The 14,443-nt window shown below is 55.5% G+C and carries 11 protein-coding genes and 1 pseudogene; 4 read left to right on the top strand and 8 right to left on the bottom strand.

What is annotated here, in order from left to right; genetic code table 11:
* Positions 1-618: 618 nt before the first annotated feature.
* The 4 genes from ACQUQO_RS16860 to ACQUQO_RS16845 all read right to left on the bottom strand — a co-directional run bounded on the left by ACQUQO_RS16860 (position 619) and on the right by ACQUQO_RS16845 (position 5,462).
* Positions 619-1,995 (bottom strand): transposase, encoded by a 1,377-nt coding sequence (locus ACQUQO_RS16860; protein WP_435079610.1) that lies wholly within the window; start codon positions 1,993-1,995, stop codon positions 619-621.
* 13 nt (positions 1,996-2,008) lie between these two features.
* Positions 2,009-3,112, bottom strand: a complete 1,104-nt coding sequence (locus ACQUQO_RS16855; RefSeq protein WP_435079608.1) for an IS630 family transposase — start codon at positions 3,110-3,112, stop codon at positions 2,009-2,011.
* Between the two features lie 35 nt (positions 3,113-3,147).
* Positions 3,148-3,540, bottom strand: coding sequence for a transposase (locus tag ACQUQO_RS16850; RefSeq protein ID WP_435079607.1), 393 nt, complete (start codon positions 3,538-3,540; stop codon positions 3,148-3,150).
* A gap of 614 nt (positions 3,541-4,154) precedes the next feature.
* Entirely contained in the window at positions 4,155-5,462 is a 1,308-nt protein-coding gene (locus ACQUQO_RS16845; RefSeq protein WP_435079605.1) for an IS701 family transposase, read from the bottom strand.
* A gap of 593 nt (positions 5,463-6,055) precedes the next feature.
* Between ACQUQO_RS16845 and ACQUQO_RS16840 the strand changes: the two genes are divergently transcribed.
* The gene (locus ACQUQO_RS16840; protein WP_435079603.1) at positions 6,056-7,996 is read left to right on the top strand and encodes an AAA domain-containing protein; all 1,941 of its coding nucleotides are present in this window, start codon (positions 6,056-6,058) and stop codon (positions 7,994-7,996) included.
* 43 nt (positions 7,997-8,039) lie between these two features.
* Here the strand turns inward: ACQUQO_RS16840 and ACQUQO_RS16835 are convergent, their stop codons facing one another.
* Both ACQUQO_RS16835 and ACQUQO_RS16830 read right to left on the bottom strand, forming a co-directional pair.
* Entirely contained in the window at positions 8,040-9,071 is a 1,032-nt protein-coding gene (locus ACQUQO_RS16835) for a halocyanin domain-containing protein (RefSeq protein WP_435079602.1), read from the bottom strand.
* Positions 9,072-9,076: 5 nt separating this feature from the next.
* A complete protein-coding gene (locus tag ACQUQO_RS16830) occupies positions 9,077-10,237 on the bottom strand; it encodes a multicopper oxidase domain-containing protein (RefSeq protein WP_435079600.1) in 1,161 nt (386 codons plus the stop codon).
* 221 nt (positions 10,238-10,458) lie between these two features.
* Between ACQUQO_RS16830 and ACQUQO_RS16825 the strand changes: the two genes are divergently transcribed.
* Positions 10,459-11,046 (top strand): hypothetical protein, encoded by a 588-nt coding sequence (locus ACQUQO_RS16825; RefSeq protein ID WP_435079598.1) that lies wholly within the window; start codon positions 10,459-10,461, stop codon positions 11,044-11,046.
* Positions 11,047-11,074: 28 nt separating this feature from the next.
* On the opposite strand, the gene nirK is transcribed toward ACQUQO_RS16825, so the two are convergent.
* Positions 11,075-12,169 carry a copper-containing nitrite reductase gene (gene nirK, locus ACQUQO_RS16820; RefSeq protein WP_435079596.1) on the bottom strand — a complete coding sequence of 365 codons (1,095 nt, stop codon included), beginning with the start codon at positions 12,167-12,169 and terminating at the stop codon, positions 11,075-11,077.
* Between the two features lie 159 nt (positions 12,170-12,328).
* On the opposite strand from nirK, the gene ACQUQO_RS16815 reads away from it, so the two are divergent.
* The gene (locus tag ACQUQO_RS16815; protein ID WP_435079594.1) at positions 12,329-13,387 is read left to right on the top strand and encodes a halocyanin domain-containing protein; all 1,059 of its coding nucleotides are present in this window, start codon (positions 12,329-12,331) and stop codon (positions 13,385-13,387) included.
* A 203-nt stretch (positions 13,388-13,590) separates the two neighbouring features.
* Positions 13,591-13,959, top strand: coding sequence for a cupin domain-containing protein (locus ACQUQO_RS16810; protein WP_435079592.1), 369 nt, complete (start codon positions 13,591-13,593; stop codon positions 13,957-13,959).
* 57 nt (positions 13,960-14,016) lie between these two features.
* On the opposite strand, the pseudogene ACQUQO_RS16805 reads toward ACQUQO_RS16810, so the two are convergent.
* A pseudogene (locus ACQUQO_RS16805) lies at positions 14,017-14,373 on the bottom strand (IS630 family transposase); the annotation flags it as partial.
* Between the last annotated feature and the right edge of the window lie 70 nt (positions 14,374-14,443).

Raw genomic sequence — 14,443 nt, 5'->3', positions numbered from 1 at the left:
CCCTCACAAATCACGAACGGGACAACGATATCGCCAGTCCAACCATCACGCTATGAGAACTGTTCTGCACCACCGCCCATACGGACCCGAATATCCTCGACGAAGTCCTCGACCAAATCCCGCGAGATCTAGAGGCATCTGCAAGGCAATCGAGAATATACGTACGGTATCGACGTGGCGAGCCTGGGTTTTGGTTCACGAAGCACGAACTACGTATCGAGGTTTTCGAAGAGAATGTTGGCCCTCATCCGCCGATACAATGTGAGTTGTGCGGCGAATACACCACGGATGTCATGCAGCACCTCATTGAGTACTGCTCCGTACTAAAATAGCGGCTAAGGCTTGATCTGTATGGGGAGCGTTTAATGCTAAGTAGTGTACATGCACACCATCTAAACGGCTGTCTCGTCACCGGGAGTGTGCAACAAACGACGACCGTCTGCTGAATACAGCCTCTGACGGCACAGGAGAAAGGGGTGTTCCGCCGGGAACACCCCGACTGAGTCATTTTCAGCTCATCTCATCAGAGTAGTGTCGTCATCCAGAATGACCGACTCATCCACTCAACAAGACGATAGAATCGAGCCCCGACCCAACGAAAACACGCTTCTCTCCTGTCTATCCCGCCGATGGCTCTCGCTTCGCCTCCGATTCAAGGAATCGTGAGGCTCGCTTGAGATTCGTCCCGATAGCTTTCGCTATCGACGCGTTCTTCACATTGATTATCCCTGTGAACCGTGTTTTCTTCCCATCCTGGTGATACACCTCATTGATCAACGACTCAGCCCCGGCGCGTAAGTTCAGAAACTCTTGCTCTGCTGGATTATCTAATCGCTTGCGCCGGTACGCAAGCTCCAATTTCCGCTCGTAGAAACCGTAACTGTAGAACTGCTGTTGTTCCTGCACGAAGCAGTTCTCTTTGTGTGGACAGCCCTCACAGAACTCTTTGTCCATTCGGCCCGAGATGCGGCCACTCTCGGGCATGTACCGCTGCTCGAATGGTTCGTGTCCCGCAGGACACGCAACCATTCGGTGCCCGTCCCACTCCGCATCAGCCAGTGACAACTTCTCCCCAGAAGGCCGCTGTCCCGTCAATCCTGTGAAGTGCTGCGTGATCGCATGATCACCGCAGCGCGACTCCACGTCCTTGTGCGTGTAGCCACCGTCAACGAGGAGATCCGTTAACCCGGTCTCGTACGGTAGCTCCGCTACGTCTTCGGCCAAAAGATCGCCATCGTCCGTGTTGTTGGTATCAACGCGAATCGTCGTGATCAGTCGAAACGAATTGTCACCGTCACAGGTCTCGGCGACATTCGTTTTGTAGCCAGAGTGAGACTCACCGCCCTTCCGGCGGTGAGTCGCGTCCACGTCGTGTGGATTTTGCATCGAACCGCTACTGATCTCGTCGGGCTCTTTCAGCCCGACGCGATCTTGCGCAGGGTTGTTCGTCTCCGGCTGTGTTGTCTCATCACTGGCCTGCCGGTGATCCCCCTCATCCTTGCTGGATGTAAAGATTTTGAGTGGTTCCCAGCCCGGTGACGGTGAGTCACCGGGCGGGTTGCCATCGTCTTCATCGTGATCTTGGTCGTCGTCTTCGAGTTCAGGAATGCGATAGCACTGTTCATCGAGAACTTGCTGAAGGTGGGCAAAACTCTCCAGATCAGCGTATCGCTGGTCAGCTTCAAATCTGTCGACGAGCCAAGCAGCATGTTCGACGAGCGTTTCCATGGTTGAGTCGACCTCACCAGGCTCCAGTGCATAGGACAGCTCCAGATTCTCTGTGTCGGCGAATGTGTCGATGCCTGCGGGGAGTTTCTGGACGATCTCGTCAGGGAGATCGTCCAGGAAGTTGTGAACGACTTTGGCGATGAGATCGATCCGGGAGAGTTGCTTGATGTTGGCCTCGATGAACGTTGAATCCATTCGCTGGGTAGTAGCGTCGATCTCGAATTCTTGCTGGAGGTAGGTGCGGTGGTCCTGGAAGACCTCGTGCAACAGGTCGTAGTCATCAAGATAATTTCTGAATATGAGATGCGAGGAAGTTCTCGATCCACGAGACGGCGAAACTCACTCGATCGGTGAGACGTTCAAACAGATCCGTGACGAGAGCGCGGAATTCCTCCGCGCTCTCGACGATGAGCGGCGATGCTTCCCACCGGAGACTTTTCCAGACCGGCTCGATCGGGTTCAGATCCGGCGAACCAACAGGAAGGAACACGAGATCGATTCCAAGTTGATGCGCGCGCCTGCGCGTGTACAGGCAGATATGCGACGAGAAATTGTCCAAGACGAGCAGAATCCGCCCCACCGGATTCTGCTCGCGGACCCGTTCGAGACATGCACAGATCTGTTCTTTCTCCTGATTCTCGGGGAAACTCACCACACTCTCACCGTTGAGAGCGTAGAAGCCGACCGTTGGTTCGTCGTGACGAACCAGCGGTCGAGTGATGTGCGGGTCATCGACGTAGTACAGCCGCTGTGAGTTGTCCCAGGGCTGTGGCTGGGATGTATCGAAAAATCCGAGGACAGTTCCGCCGTCCGTGCAGATCTCGTCGTCGACGACCCAGCCTTCCTCGTCGTCACCGTCCTGTTTGTTGTGTGGCTCATCGGTGTCCTCGTCGAACGCGTCTCCGACGCGTTCTTCGAGGATTTCCTCGGCGTTCTCGGGCCGAGAGGGGCGCTTTGTTCGCGGAATCGCGCGTGAGAGACCGAGCTTTTTGAGGAATTTTCCGAGGTAGACTGGATGGTATTCGACATCGAACTCCTCGTTGAGAAGGTGCTGGACCTCCTGTGATTTCCAAGGCTGCCCCTTGCGGAGGAGTTCGAGCAGTTCTTCCTGCTCGTCTTCGCCGAGCTTCGGGGGCCTACCGGCCCCGAAGTTCGGCGTGAGGAGTCCGAGGCCTCCCTTGTTCCATCGTCGTGCCCACCGGCTGCTGGTTGATTGGGACTTACCGACGCGGTTGGCAGCTTCCTCTAGCGTGTCGCCCTCGTAGAGATTCTTGACGAACGTGAGACGGCGGACGATTTTGTCATCGTCCGCCTCGGAGAGCAATTGATCGAGATCCTCCTCGCTCAGGTGCCGCACGATCTCGATACGGCGGTCCTCACTCATTGCCCACTACTCGAACTCTACACCCATAACTTTCCCTAGGGACTAAGACCTGTTGCCTCTTCATATTCGATTAACCGACGGCGAAAATTGGTAAACGTCTTCGGACAGATGTTATCGCCAAGCGTCTCTTTTCCCAATGCGTTGCGAACCTGAAAATCGAAGAGATAGGCGTCTTCGAGCTGTTGATCAGAGAGTCCAAGCAGATGTTTAATGATTTCCAATGAGACCAGTTCATTGACTGGTTTGTTCGGACGGCTATATCCATCGTGGTAGAGTACCTCGAATTTCTCCTCATCAATCTGAGTAAACACATGCTCGTAAAAGTGAGAGGACCAGTGGTTCTCTAATTTCCTCATGACACCGGGCGGCAGCTCTTTTACTGGCGAAAAGAGCTGCTCTTGTTCGTGCTCATTGTTTTTTCTAAACATATGTTTGAGTCAGTCCGCTGGTTGTTTTCTTAATCCAATATAATAGTGCCACTAGCATATAGATTATGTAGTAAATTATAGTAGAACCGCTTGAAAGAATCCTATTTATTAGTGAATCGAATTAGCATTACTGATTATCCTACTAACTTCGTGAAGGTATCGAAATGGTCCCCCTTTCTACGGTGCCCTCAGCCTCTGAGTCGGTCACGCTGATCTCAATCAGTCACGGATCTGCTGCGTCAGAAAGAACGAACACTTCTGCGAATCCCTATAATAGACTCATTCCAAGACTATTGATCTTCTCTCCCACGTGAGTGAGGAAGATTTTCGGGGCATTAGGAAATCAGGGTTCGCTAGTGTCGGATAGGTTCGGTAGGTCTTTTATCGAATTCTATAATATTCGATATTATAATACATCATAAAATCTTTATGTTGATGTTGGTGCGACGATCACTGTCACCGTACGGAACTTCAGCACTCGACTTGATCATCCTCCTGCACTCAAATAAACACAGCATACTCGGCTTGGCAAGATCGTTTAACTCAGCGAGATGTGGCTAAAATATCGACAGGCTCCGCGTTCGGTTCATCGCAATGAACTCACAAATTAACCCCTAATAAAAACCACATCTACCATTTAATAGAGTATATGTATTAATGGCTGTAACAAATAAATCCGCGAAAGAGGACCACGAGAACTCACGCACCAGTTCATGCAGCTGCTCCCGTCGCTCCGCTCGCGGGAGCGACGGGGCAACCTTGTCGTTGATTTCGAGCAACGTCTCCACGAGGTACGCTTCTTTGGCATGATCGAGGCGGACGCTCAGTCCGCCTCGTTCGTCCCAAAATGCTACGTTCGCCCGTTCAGCGAACGTTACCAGTGTCCAAGCGAGAAACACTAACTGGAAGTAGCGCTCGATCGCCTGTTTTCGCTCCAGTTGGTACTGCTTGAAGCCGAATTTCGCGTTCGATTCCTCGTGGACCGTCTCAATGTTCCATCTCTGTTCAACGAGTTCGAGGATCTCGGCCGCCGACCGGCCGAGATCCGTACTCAGGTAGTGTCGAGTTGTGTCCTCGGTCTTGCTCGCGACGATCTTCACCGGACCGACGCCTTCGATTTCGACGACCTCGCTTGCGATGTCGTAGGTTTTCTCCTTCCCACGGACGGTGATCGTCGTCGATTCGTACTCCAGCGTCGACGCGAAGGCGTCGACGCGTTGGGTCCAGACGACACCTTGTGGCGAGACGTGTTTGTCGGATTTCAGCCGACAAACGACGTCGTGACCGTGGTTTTGGATTGTAGCAACTCTTTCGTCGCCGTAGTACGCGGAATCGAAAACGACGGTGAGAGCCGCTCCAGCCGGCAGCTGGAGCGGCGTAACGATCTCTTCGACGGCGATCTCGGTCTTTTTCTTGAATGGCTCGTCGAAATCCGACGCGAGATCCTCTGGAACGTACATGCGTGCGAGGTATGGAACGTAGACGTCGCCAATCTGGAGGCAAGACGTGACGATCTTGTTGCTTAATTCGGTCTCAGCAGCGACGGGATTGTACAACCGGGCGACGCCATCGGTGGCGTCGCCGGTTTTTGGAGCGAACGTATCGTCGATGTGGAGAAGTACGTCGTCACCAGCACCGACCTGAAGCTGGTCGAAGACGTACTCAGCGTGGAATTGGGCGAGATCGGTGGCTGACCAGTCAGCACCACCGAAGAAGTAGTCGTAGGCCCTGCGGGATTTCGCGTCCACGTCGGGACGCGAAATCCCTCGGGAAAGTCCACTAACGGTCCACTGCGTTTCACTGTGAATCAGCGCGCTCACGAGGTGTTTGAACGAATCGACGTTACGGCTGTCGGAGAATGCTGACTCAAATGTCGATAGAGCTTGTTCGAACCACGGCGGAAGACGAGTAACACCGAGCACAGGACGAAAACATCAGGACTACACCGGGAACCACCGTTCGGTCTCATGACCTACTGCTCGCTGACCAGTCAGCGAGCGTAACGCAGAGTTGCCAAGTCGAGAGCATAGGATTAACTTAGAACAACCAACCATATCGAGGACGACCATGAATCATACCGCTGTACAGAGAGTTTTTGTATTTTGGTTCGATAGAGATACTAATGGGAACGTATTTGGGTACTGCTGTATCTCGATTCCGCTCTAGCAATCCGTCAGAAATCCCAATAGGAGACGACGAAGTACGGAACTGTGACCGATGGGAGACTGATGATCCCCCCGTTGCTCTGGACGAACTAATCGCAATTTTTCGACGACGCGGACTTAGCGTCGGTGAGTCAGTGATGCTCCCTGTACACGAACCAGAGAGCCCGAATCTCACCGGCGATTATATCGGCTATCGGGAGGACGAGCACGGAAAGTCACTCACCTATCACAGTACCGATAGTGATATCTCAGAATACGTCGAGTATGAAGATGCCCCACGATCGGGTCTACTCTATCGACTCCGGTTTTGGGATCGACGATTCGAACTTTCACAGGGAGAGATCGGTGATTTGATCGACGACCGCCCGCCGTACAGGCAGAAACCTGTGACCGCCGAATCAGCGATGAGTGACGAAGAATATGAGACCTTCGTCGCTGACACCCTCCAGTTCGTCCGAACTGAACTCTTAGCTGAGCACGAGAGACAATTACAATCACGTATCGAACAGGGTGTCGAAGTAGAGAGGGACGGTAGCGGTACTATCGGATCCCCCCGACTCCAAATCGAGGATGGAATGGCTATCTGCCGCGTGAATCTTCCGCTAGCGCATTCTTTTCATCGAACGTATGAATGCGTTGAGGATGTGTACGGTATCTACGAAGGAAACACGGTTGTGCTGCTGTGGGAAACGGAGTCTGGGGATATCGAGTATCTTGACGGCATCGTGACCGTCATTCATCAGCGATCAATCGAGATTGATGTTTCTTTCGGGGTTCAGGATCGACAAGACATCGATTTGGAGGGGACAACACGGTCTGCACTCCGAGTTGTGGCGAAAGGTATTGCGGAACACCGAGAATACGAAGCGTTTGAGACACTATCACGGGACTTTGAATCTGTTCTTCGAGGGGAGTATGAAATGGAGTTCACCTCACCACTGAGTCTTCGGTTCAATCCGAAGTTAGAGCTGAACACGTATCAAGAACGCGCCGCTGTGGATGCACTCTGTGCTGACGATGTATTTTGTATCCACGGTCCGCCGGGAACAGGCAAGACTCGGACCCTCGTTACCATTATCGAACACGCAGTCGAGCAGGGAGAGACAGTTCTCGTCTGTGCTCATTCCAACCAAGCGGTCGACAACATCGTCGCTGGTGAGAGCGACGCACAGGAAACGGATCCTGCCTCTCTGCATCGGATCGCTCAGCGATTCGATACCAATGAGGAATTGCGAGACCTATCGCTGATTCGTATCAGCGGTTCTCCCCACGATATTGACCCACTCGTACGTCAACGCTATTTTGTTTCGACGGATCACATGGAAACGGAGCTTGGGGAGACGGATATCGTTGCATCGACAACCAACACAGCGGCTACTCTCGAGAATCAAGACGAAATTAATTTCGATCTCGTCGTAATCGACGAGGCAACGCAGGCATCAGGTCCTGCAACGGCCGTCCCCTTTGGATGGGGACGCCGCATCACACAGACTGAAGAAGGTCGGTTTCGCACTCGCGGTCTTCGAACCATTCTCGCAGGCGACCATAAACAACTCCCACCGTTCGTGTCTGACCCCGAAATGCGGGATCAAGGGCTTCATACATCGCTATTCGAACGATTGATGGATATCTATGATGTTGAACTCGCTCAAACGCTCTATCGACAATATCGGATGCACGAAGTCATAGCAGAATTTGCGAGCGAAGAGTTCTACGATGGAAGGCTGGAGCATGGAGATCACAACCGAACCGCGACGATCGATGATCTTGCTCCTCTTCTCGGGATCGACGCCGCTACCGGCGAAGAACAACACGAAGATTCGAATTCGTATTATAACTCGACGGAGGCGCAGTACGTTGCTGTGCAAGTCCAGAAGGCTCTCAACCACGGTGTTAGCCCATCTGATATTGGAGTCATCACGGGATATAGTGATCAACGAGGGAAAATCAAGGCAATGCTGAGGCGGGAGCTCGAAGATGAGAGTCACGATGCAATCGACGTCGAAACTATCGACAAGTTCCAAGGAGGTCAGCGAGAGGTCATCATCGTCTCGTTCACTCGATCAAATGCTGCCAACGATTCCGGATTCTTAGAGCACCCTCCTGAAACTGGACGGAAGCGTCTCAACGTCGCTATCACACGCGCGAAGAAGCGACTAGTCCTGATTGGAGACTGGGAGACGCTTGCGACGACTGCCGCCTTTCGTGACGAATCCGGGAGCTGTGCTGATACGTTTGCTCGTCTCAGGGGTTACTTACGCGAGAGGGATGCAATGGTTTCGAGCCGTTGAGGGTACAAAGTACAGTCCTTCCTATCGTATCGGCGATGTCCAATTATACGTGTTGATCAGCTGAATCAGTCATCTTGGTATCAGTGGTTTCACGAATCGCAAGGAACACGCCGAGCGCGACTGGCGAGAGAACCGCCATGAGCGCACTCCCGGCCAGCGCGCTACCCCACGGCGTCGATAGCACTTCACCCATTGCCGGCAGGTCCGGATTGCCGACGACGATCAAGCCTTTCATGCCGAGCGGCTCATACGCCGGACAGGAGTATTTCACGACGCGATTTCCAGTGAACGTCCACTCGAACGTCTCACCTGCTTCCTGCCCGAAATCGGTCCAGAACGACTCATCGCGGGCAACCACGGTGAGCGCCTCACTGTCTTCGGCCCACTGCCAGACGACCGTCGTCCCAGGGTCGATCTTGATCGCTGGTGGTGAGAAGGCGAAGTTCCCACCGTTGCCCGCCACTCCCACGCGGATCTCGACTCGCTCACGGTTGGACAGATCGATGACCTTCTCGAAGTTCTCGACGTTATCGAGCCAGCCACCGTACGGTGACGACGATTCACCGCTGGCCTGCTTCGAACTACTACTGAGGGTCGCGTCGGCACCGACGAGAACCGCTCCGCGCATCCCCATGCTCCGGTGGGGCACACAGGCGTACTTGACTGCACCCTTCTTCTCGAAGGTGTGCGTGAATGTATGACCAGCTTCGCTCGCTATCTTGCTTTCGAACGCACCGTTTTCGGCGACCACATTGTGCGCTCCACCGTCACCGGTCCATCTCCATGTGACCGTCGTCCCGGGATTGACACGGATAGCTGGCGGTGAAAACGCGAAATTGCCGCGGTTGCCTTTTGCACCGACGGCAACTTCGATTTGACTCTGACCCGTTTTGTCGACGACGCCCTCGTAGTTGCCGACGCCATCGAACCAGCCACCAGCGTCGCCTTGTTCCTGTGCGCTGACGGTCCCTGTCGTTGTTCCGAGCGTCCCGACACCCACGGCTGTTCCGCCGGCGGCCTTCAGGAATCCTCGTCGACCAACCTGTATTCCGCTCGGTTGAGCTGCTGCCTTCATCGAAATCACTTCCCGTCGTAGCCAGCGTAGCTCATGAGCTGGCCGAAGATGTCCGAGTCCATTGCCTCCCGATAGACGATTGCACCGAGCATCCCGCCGGGATAGGTGTCGCCGTTCATGACGTGGTGGACTTTGTGGCAGTGTAGGAGGTAGATGCCGGGGTCGGCGTCGGCGGTGAACTCGATGGTTCGGCGCTCGGCGGGAGCGATGTTGGCGACGTCCTGGGTGTATCGTGCGGCCTCAGGGATCTGGCCACCGTCGGATTCGACCACCTCGAACCGATGGTTGTGAGTGTGGAGCGGGTGGGCCATGTACCCGCCGTTGACGAGGTGGACCCGAACCGAGTCGCCCTTATCGACGATGATCGGCGAACCGTCCTTGGGGTGGAACGAACGCGGAGCACTCTTGCCGTTGATCGTGAACACGTCGGGGTTGCGATCCCGCGGACTGTACTGTACGTCTTCGCCAGCCATCATCCGGTTGAGCCGCGAGTCCCACTCCTTGACCGTCATGAAATACTCCTTGTCGGCAGGCTCGTATCCCTTCGGATCAATCCGGAGAATCCCGTACATCCCCATGTCGATGTGGCGATGAGTCTGGTAGTGGCAGTGATAGAAGTGTGTTCCCGGGACGTTTGCGGGAATCGAATAGGTGTGTTTCTTCCCCGGATCGACCTGAATCCCGGTCGTCGTCGGCACCCCGTCGTTTTTCCATGTCTTCCGGGGGCCGTGGAAGTGAACGGTGTGCGGGCGCATCCCGTTCGTGTTGTCCAGCGTCACCTCCATGTCGTTGCCCTCGGTGGTGCGAAGGATCGGCCCTGGAACGCTCGCGGGACCGTCGTCGGCCTTGAACGCCCAGACTTGGGGAAGTTCGATCGGCCCGCCCATCGTCTTCTTTGGGTGGACTGCGTGTCTGCACTGCTGGGTGCTGAGCGTCACTTTCCCACCCTGTTCGTCGACCTGAACGACTTCGGGTGGGGACGTGTACGGGAGTTTACTGCCGTCGCCACTCACGTTCGCTGGCGGGTCGCCGAGAGAGGGGTTGGACGACGATTCCTGACCGATCGCCGTACAGCCAGCCAGCACTGCTGTGCCGACACCGCCGCTCGCTGCGAGGAATTCCCGTCGTGAGATGCCAGTGCCCGGTGCGCCGATGCGATCAGTCATGGTATAGTTGTCCGTTCGAATGGTACGGAAATAAGCCGCGAGGGGTTTTCTCACCCGGTGGGAATGGACCGAACATGTGAGGCAACCCACTTTTCAGTATCCACCAGCCGGCGGATGCGAAAGATTCTGTCCCCCTCCTGATAGTGAGCAGTCGGAGCCGAACTACTGGAAACGAACAGGTTCGGGGTGAAACCTACATCTCCCCTCATCCAATCCACTCTATGGCTGGCTTCCCGTCACCGTTCGCCGATTCAGCCGACGACATCTTCGACGAGTACGGAGAGTTCGTCCCTGAACACATTCCCGAATCGGGACCGTTTCTCGAAAATCACGAGCTTCTGGATGATGACCATCACGTCACGCTTCACGAACTGACGAAGGAGCTCTTCGAGGAGCGCGGCGTCTACGATATGACGTTCAATTATAACCTCGCACGCCTCAACCTCGACCATCGACATCCGGATGCGGGATATCGATACGCGGAGGAGACGGACGACCAATCGATTCTTCGAGCGGAGTTCACCCCGACGACGCCGTTCTGCCCGCAAAGTCACACGCTCACTATCGGGTCGTTCCGCGCATGGAACGGGGAGATCGACCGGCTTGACTATGACCTCGTTCGAGTCCACCTCCATCCGATGCACCACCAGAGTGCGGCGATCAACGAACAACTCGATAAACTCGAAGAGAAGTACCTGGAGACCGGTTCGGTCATGGTGATGCTCGAAAACAACCGAATCGGGTCCAATCCGATGGAGCGAGCCATGAGAGAAAAAGAGCCAAGCCGAGGACCACAGTCGCCGTTTTGATAGGAGGAGAGGGCGCTACTGCGACTGACTACGCACTGGGATTCGGCTCGAAGACCGCGGGATTTTCCGGTCCTTCAGCACGGATGATCGCAAGCGCGCCCTTGTGTACCACCCGACTCAGTGCGTGGTCGACGAGTTTGTAATCGCCCGGCACCGGGAACATCGCAGTCGTGATGACGGCACTTCCCGGCAGCACGGGTGTTGTCTGGACGTACCGCTGTGGTTCCGAAGCCAGCGCTCCCTGCGGCCACACCTCGTCCCATACCGAACCGATGGGATGAAAGCTCGAAAGGAGGTTCGGGCCACCCACGGCGAAGAACATCCGGACTGTCTCGCCGGTCTTCACGGACATCGGTCCGTGGTTGTCGGGCGTGATAGCGTACTTCTCGCCGTTCATCAACACGTAGGTCGGCTGTTCGAGCGCCATCGTTGCCATGTCAAACTCGTGGTGGCCCTCCTCGCCTGCTTTCCCCTTCGTGTAGACCTCGTGCTGGCCGAGGTAGAACTCGTGGTCGACCTCGGGCAATCCCTCCTCGGGTTCAACGAGGATGATGCCGAACATCCCCGCAGAGATGTGATAGTCGACGTTTGGAACCGCACAGTGGTAGACGAACGCGCCCGGATAGGTGACTTTGAATCGAAGCTGCTTCGTTTCGCCGGGCTGGACGGTCGTCGCCTCCGCGCCGCCGCCCGGCCCGCGGGCGGCGTGGAAGTCGACGTTGTGAGCCATTGAGTTGTCCGGATGGTTGCGGATGGTGAGGTTTACCGTGTCGCCCATGCGCGTGCGGACGAATGGACCGGGCACTTGCCCGTTGAACGTCATGTACTGGAACGTGACACCGAGTTCGATCTCCGCGACGAGTTCGCGCGTTTCGAGTTCGGCATCGACGACCGCCGGTTCGTCGCGCGTGATGGGTTCTGGGATGTCTCGCGGGTCGGCAGAAATACGCTTGACGTCGGCCGGCTGTGCCGCATTGAGGCTTTGCTCGGCCGACGGCGGCGAAACTTCGCTAACAGTCAGATCAGTGGTCGGTTGCGTGCCGATTGTACAGCCAGCAAGAGCCGCCGCACCGCCGATCCCCATTGCCTGTAGCATCTGACGTCGAGTCGTGGTGTAGGTCATTTTGGACTGCTCCGTTACAGTTACTACTTGGCTAGGAATAATTATATAAGTAACAGGGTATTCTCAAAGAGTGAGAATCAGGATACCGTATTATGCTCGTCTGCTGCCTTTCACTATATGTGAGCGCCAATGTCCACCTCGACTTGCGTCCGGAACGGGATGAATCGTCGCACAGCTCTCAAGATAGCCGCAGGCGCGACTACCGCAGGAATGGTTGCCGGGTTTGCAGAGCCAGCCACTGCCCAAACCAACGCCGGAAACCTCAATACCTGGTTTGAAGACGTCGAGAACTACGACGGGGTTGTGGATAAGACCGGCACGGAGACGGTTCGTATCGAGGTTGGTGCGATCGGCAACGGTGGCTCCTTTGCGTTCAGCCCTGCGGCCATCCGCGTCGATCCCGGAGCGACGATTATCTGGGAGTGGACCGGCGAGGGCGGCTCTCACAACGTCGCTGCTGAGGACGGCTCGTACGAAAGCGACCTGCTAAGCGATGCTGGCGCAACGTATGAACACGCGTTTACCGACGAGGGCGTGAGTCGCTACGCTTGCACGCCGCACGAGTCGATGGGCATGAAAGGGGCCATCATTATCGGCACCGTCGCGGTCGGCGAAGGGACATCGAGTACGACTGCCGAACCTGAGTATGGCAACTGGTTCGACGGTGTGGACAACTACGACGGAACGGTCGATGCAACCGGTCAGAAAGAGGTTCGCGTCACCGTCGGTGCCGCCGGAAATGGCGGACAGTTTGCGTTCGATCCGGCGACCGTCCGCGTCGATCCGGGAACGACGGTCATCTGGGAATGGAGCGGCGACGGTGGAGCGCACAACGTCTACGACGAGGAGGTAGGCTACGCGAGCGACATGCTGAGCGAAGCCGGCGCGACCTACGCCCTCACGTTCGATGGCGAGGGCATCAGCAGATACGCGTGCGCGCCGCACGAGTCGATGGGGATGAAAGGCGCTATCGCCGTTGGCGATCTGGCTACCGGTGGGATATCCATCACAGCCGGAGTCGCTGCGGTCGGCGGAAGCCTACTGATGGCGCTCCTCTCGCCGATTGCATTCGGCATCTTCCTCTTCCTGAAGGGGACTGGCGACCCGCCGGGTGCAGGACGACCGACAGATAGTGTTAAGACCCAACCATCGAAGGAACCATATACACGCACCAAGCGGGAGTCAGTGCGACTCGCTGACTCGGATTCTATCGAATAGCGGAGATATTCGCTAATGATAGTTTTCAAAATGAAAGCGGGTTTGTAGGTAGCGATTTAGCCATGTGTATTGGCTATGAGCGATGTGGAAAGCGTCCAGTGCATCAAGAGAAATGGAGCGTCTTTCGGGAACATGTTCGGGAGAACCGTCATTCTGGGCGTACCGAATCATCTATGTACGGAAGAGACACCGGAGAACGAAGCATGCCAGCTACAGATTTCGATACCGAACGGAAGTACAACGATGATCAGTTCACCGCCCGCACTGTGTTCGAGAACAAGCGCCTGAAGGTCGTACTCGGGTACTTCGCCTCGGGACAATTCATTCCCGTTCACGCTCCCGACAGCGACGTCACCATCGCCGTCCAGTCGGGAACCGGTGTGGTACGTGAGGAGACTACCGAGCACGCGGTTGAACCGGGTGATGTAGTCGTGGTAAAAGCAGGCGTTGCTCGGGGTGTGAAAGCCGGCAATACGCAACTGGAGGCGCTGCTGGTGACAGCACCACCACCGTCGGACGCAGAACACGAACCAGTCAGAGAAGGGATTCGCCGTGGCGAGTTTGACCCGTAAACGAATCGGATTTAGATTCTGTGTCGCAGATACTGAACGGGAGTTATAATACTATACTCACGGACACAAATACGGGGAAAGGTTCGGCGGTTCAATCGAATCAAGCGCGGCGAGAGCAGCGTCGCGAAGCTCGTCGAGTTCCTCGAAGAGCTGGTTACCGAGACGCTGGCTGAGTTGATGCCAGCACTCCTCCGCGGGGTTCAGCTCCGGTGAACCCCGCGGGAGGTAACACAGTTCGAGAGGCGTATCTTCGGCAAATTCGTTAACCTTGTTCGCCGCAAAATATGGGGCGTTATCCAGCACGACGCAGAGTTTTTCGCCGAATTCAGTCTGAAGTGCATCCAGCAACCGAACCGTAAGATCGCTTGTAAAATTATCCTCACACGGAAGGTAGAACGTCTCGCCGTCATCCGTCTTTAGCTAAACGGCAAACCGCATGATCACGGCTGGAAACGAAGTCGGTTCATGAACGGAGTGAGGAGGA

The organism is Halococcus sp. AFM35 (assembly GCF_051195015.1).
Classification (GTDB): domain Archaea; phylum Halobacteriota; class Halobacteria; order Halobacteriales; family Halococcaceae; genus Halococcus.
Note: the sequence above shows the minus strand (reverse complement) of the source record. Positions and strands in the feature narration are given on the sequence as shown.

What these genes read in the sequence shown, in the direction of transcription:
- ACQUQO_RS16815 (WP_435079594.1), top strand. Translation starts at nt 12,329, where the DNA reads ATGAATCGTCGCACAGCTCTCAAGATAGCCGCAGGCGCGACTACCGCA.
- ACQUQO_RS16855 (WP_435079608.1), bottom strand. Translation starts at nt 3,112, where the DNA reads ATGAGTGAGGACCGCCGTATCGAGATCGTGCGGCACCTGAGCGAGGAG.
- nirK (WP_435079596.1), bottom strand. Translation starts at nt 12,169, where the DNA reads ATGACCTACACCACGACTCGACGTCAGATGCTACAGGCAATGGGGATC.
- ACQUQO_RS16850 (WP_435079607.1), bottom strand. Translation starts at nt 3,540, where the DNA reads ATGTTTAGAAAAAACAATGAGCACGAACAAGAGCAGCTCTTTTCGCCA.
- ACQUQO_RS16825 (WP_435079598.1), top strand. Translation starts at nt 10,459, where the DNA reads ATGGCTGGCTTCCCGTCACCGTTCGCCGATTCAGCCGACGACATCTTC.
- ACQUQO_RS16835 (WP_435079602.1), bottom strand. Translation starts at nt 9,071, where the DNA reads ATGAAGGCAGCAGCTCAACCGAGCGGAATACAGGTTGGTCGACGAGGA.
- ACQUQO_RS16830 (WP_435079600.1), bottom strand. Translation starts at nt 10,237, where the DNA reads ATGACTGATCGCATCGGCGCACCGGGCACTGGCATCTCACGACGGGAA.
- ACQUQO_RS16810 (WP_435079592.1), top strand. Translation starts at nt 13,591, where the DNA reads ATGCCAGCTACAGATTTCGATACCGAACGGAAGTACAACGATGATCAG.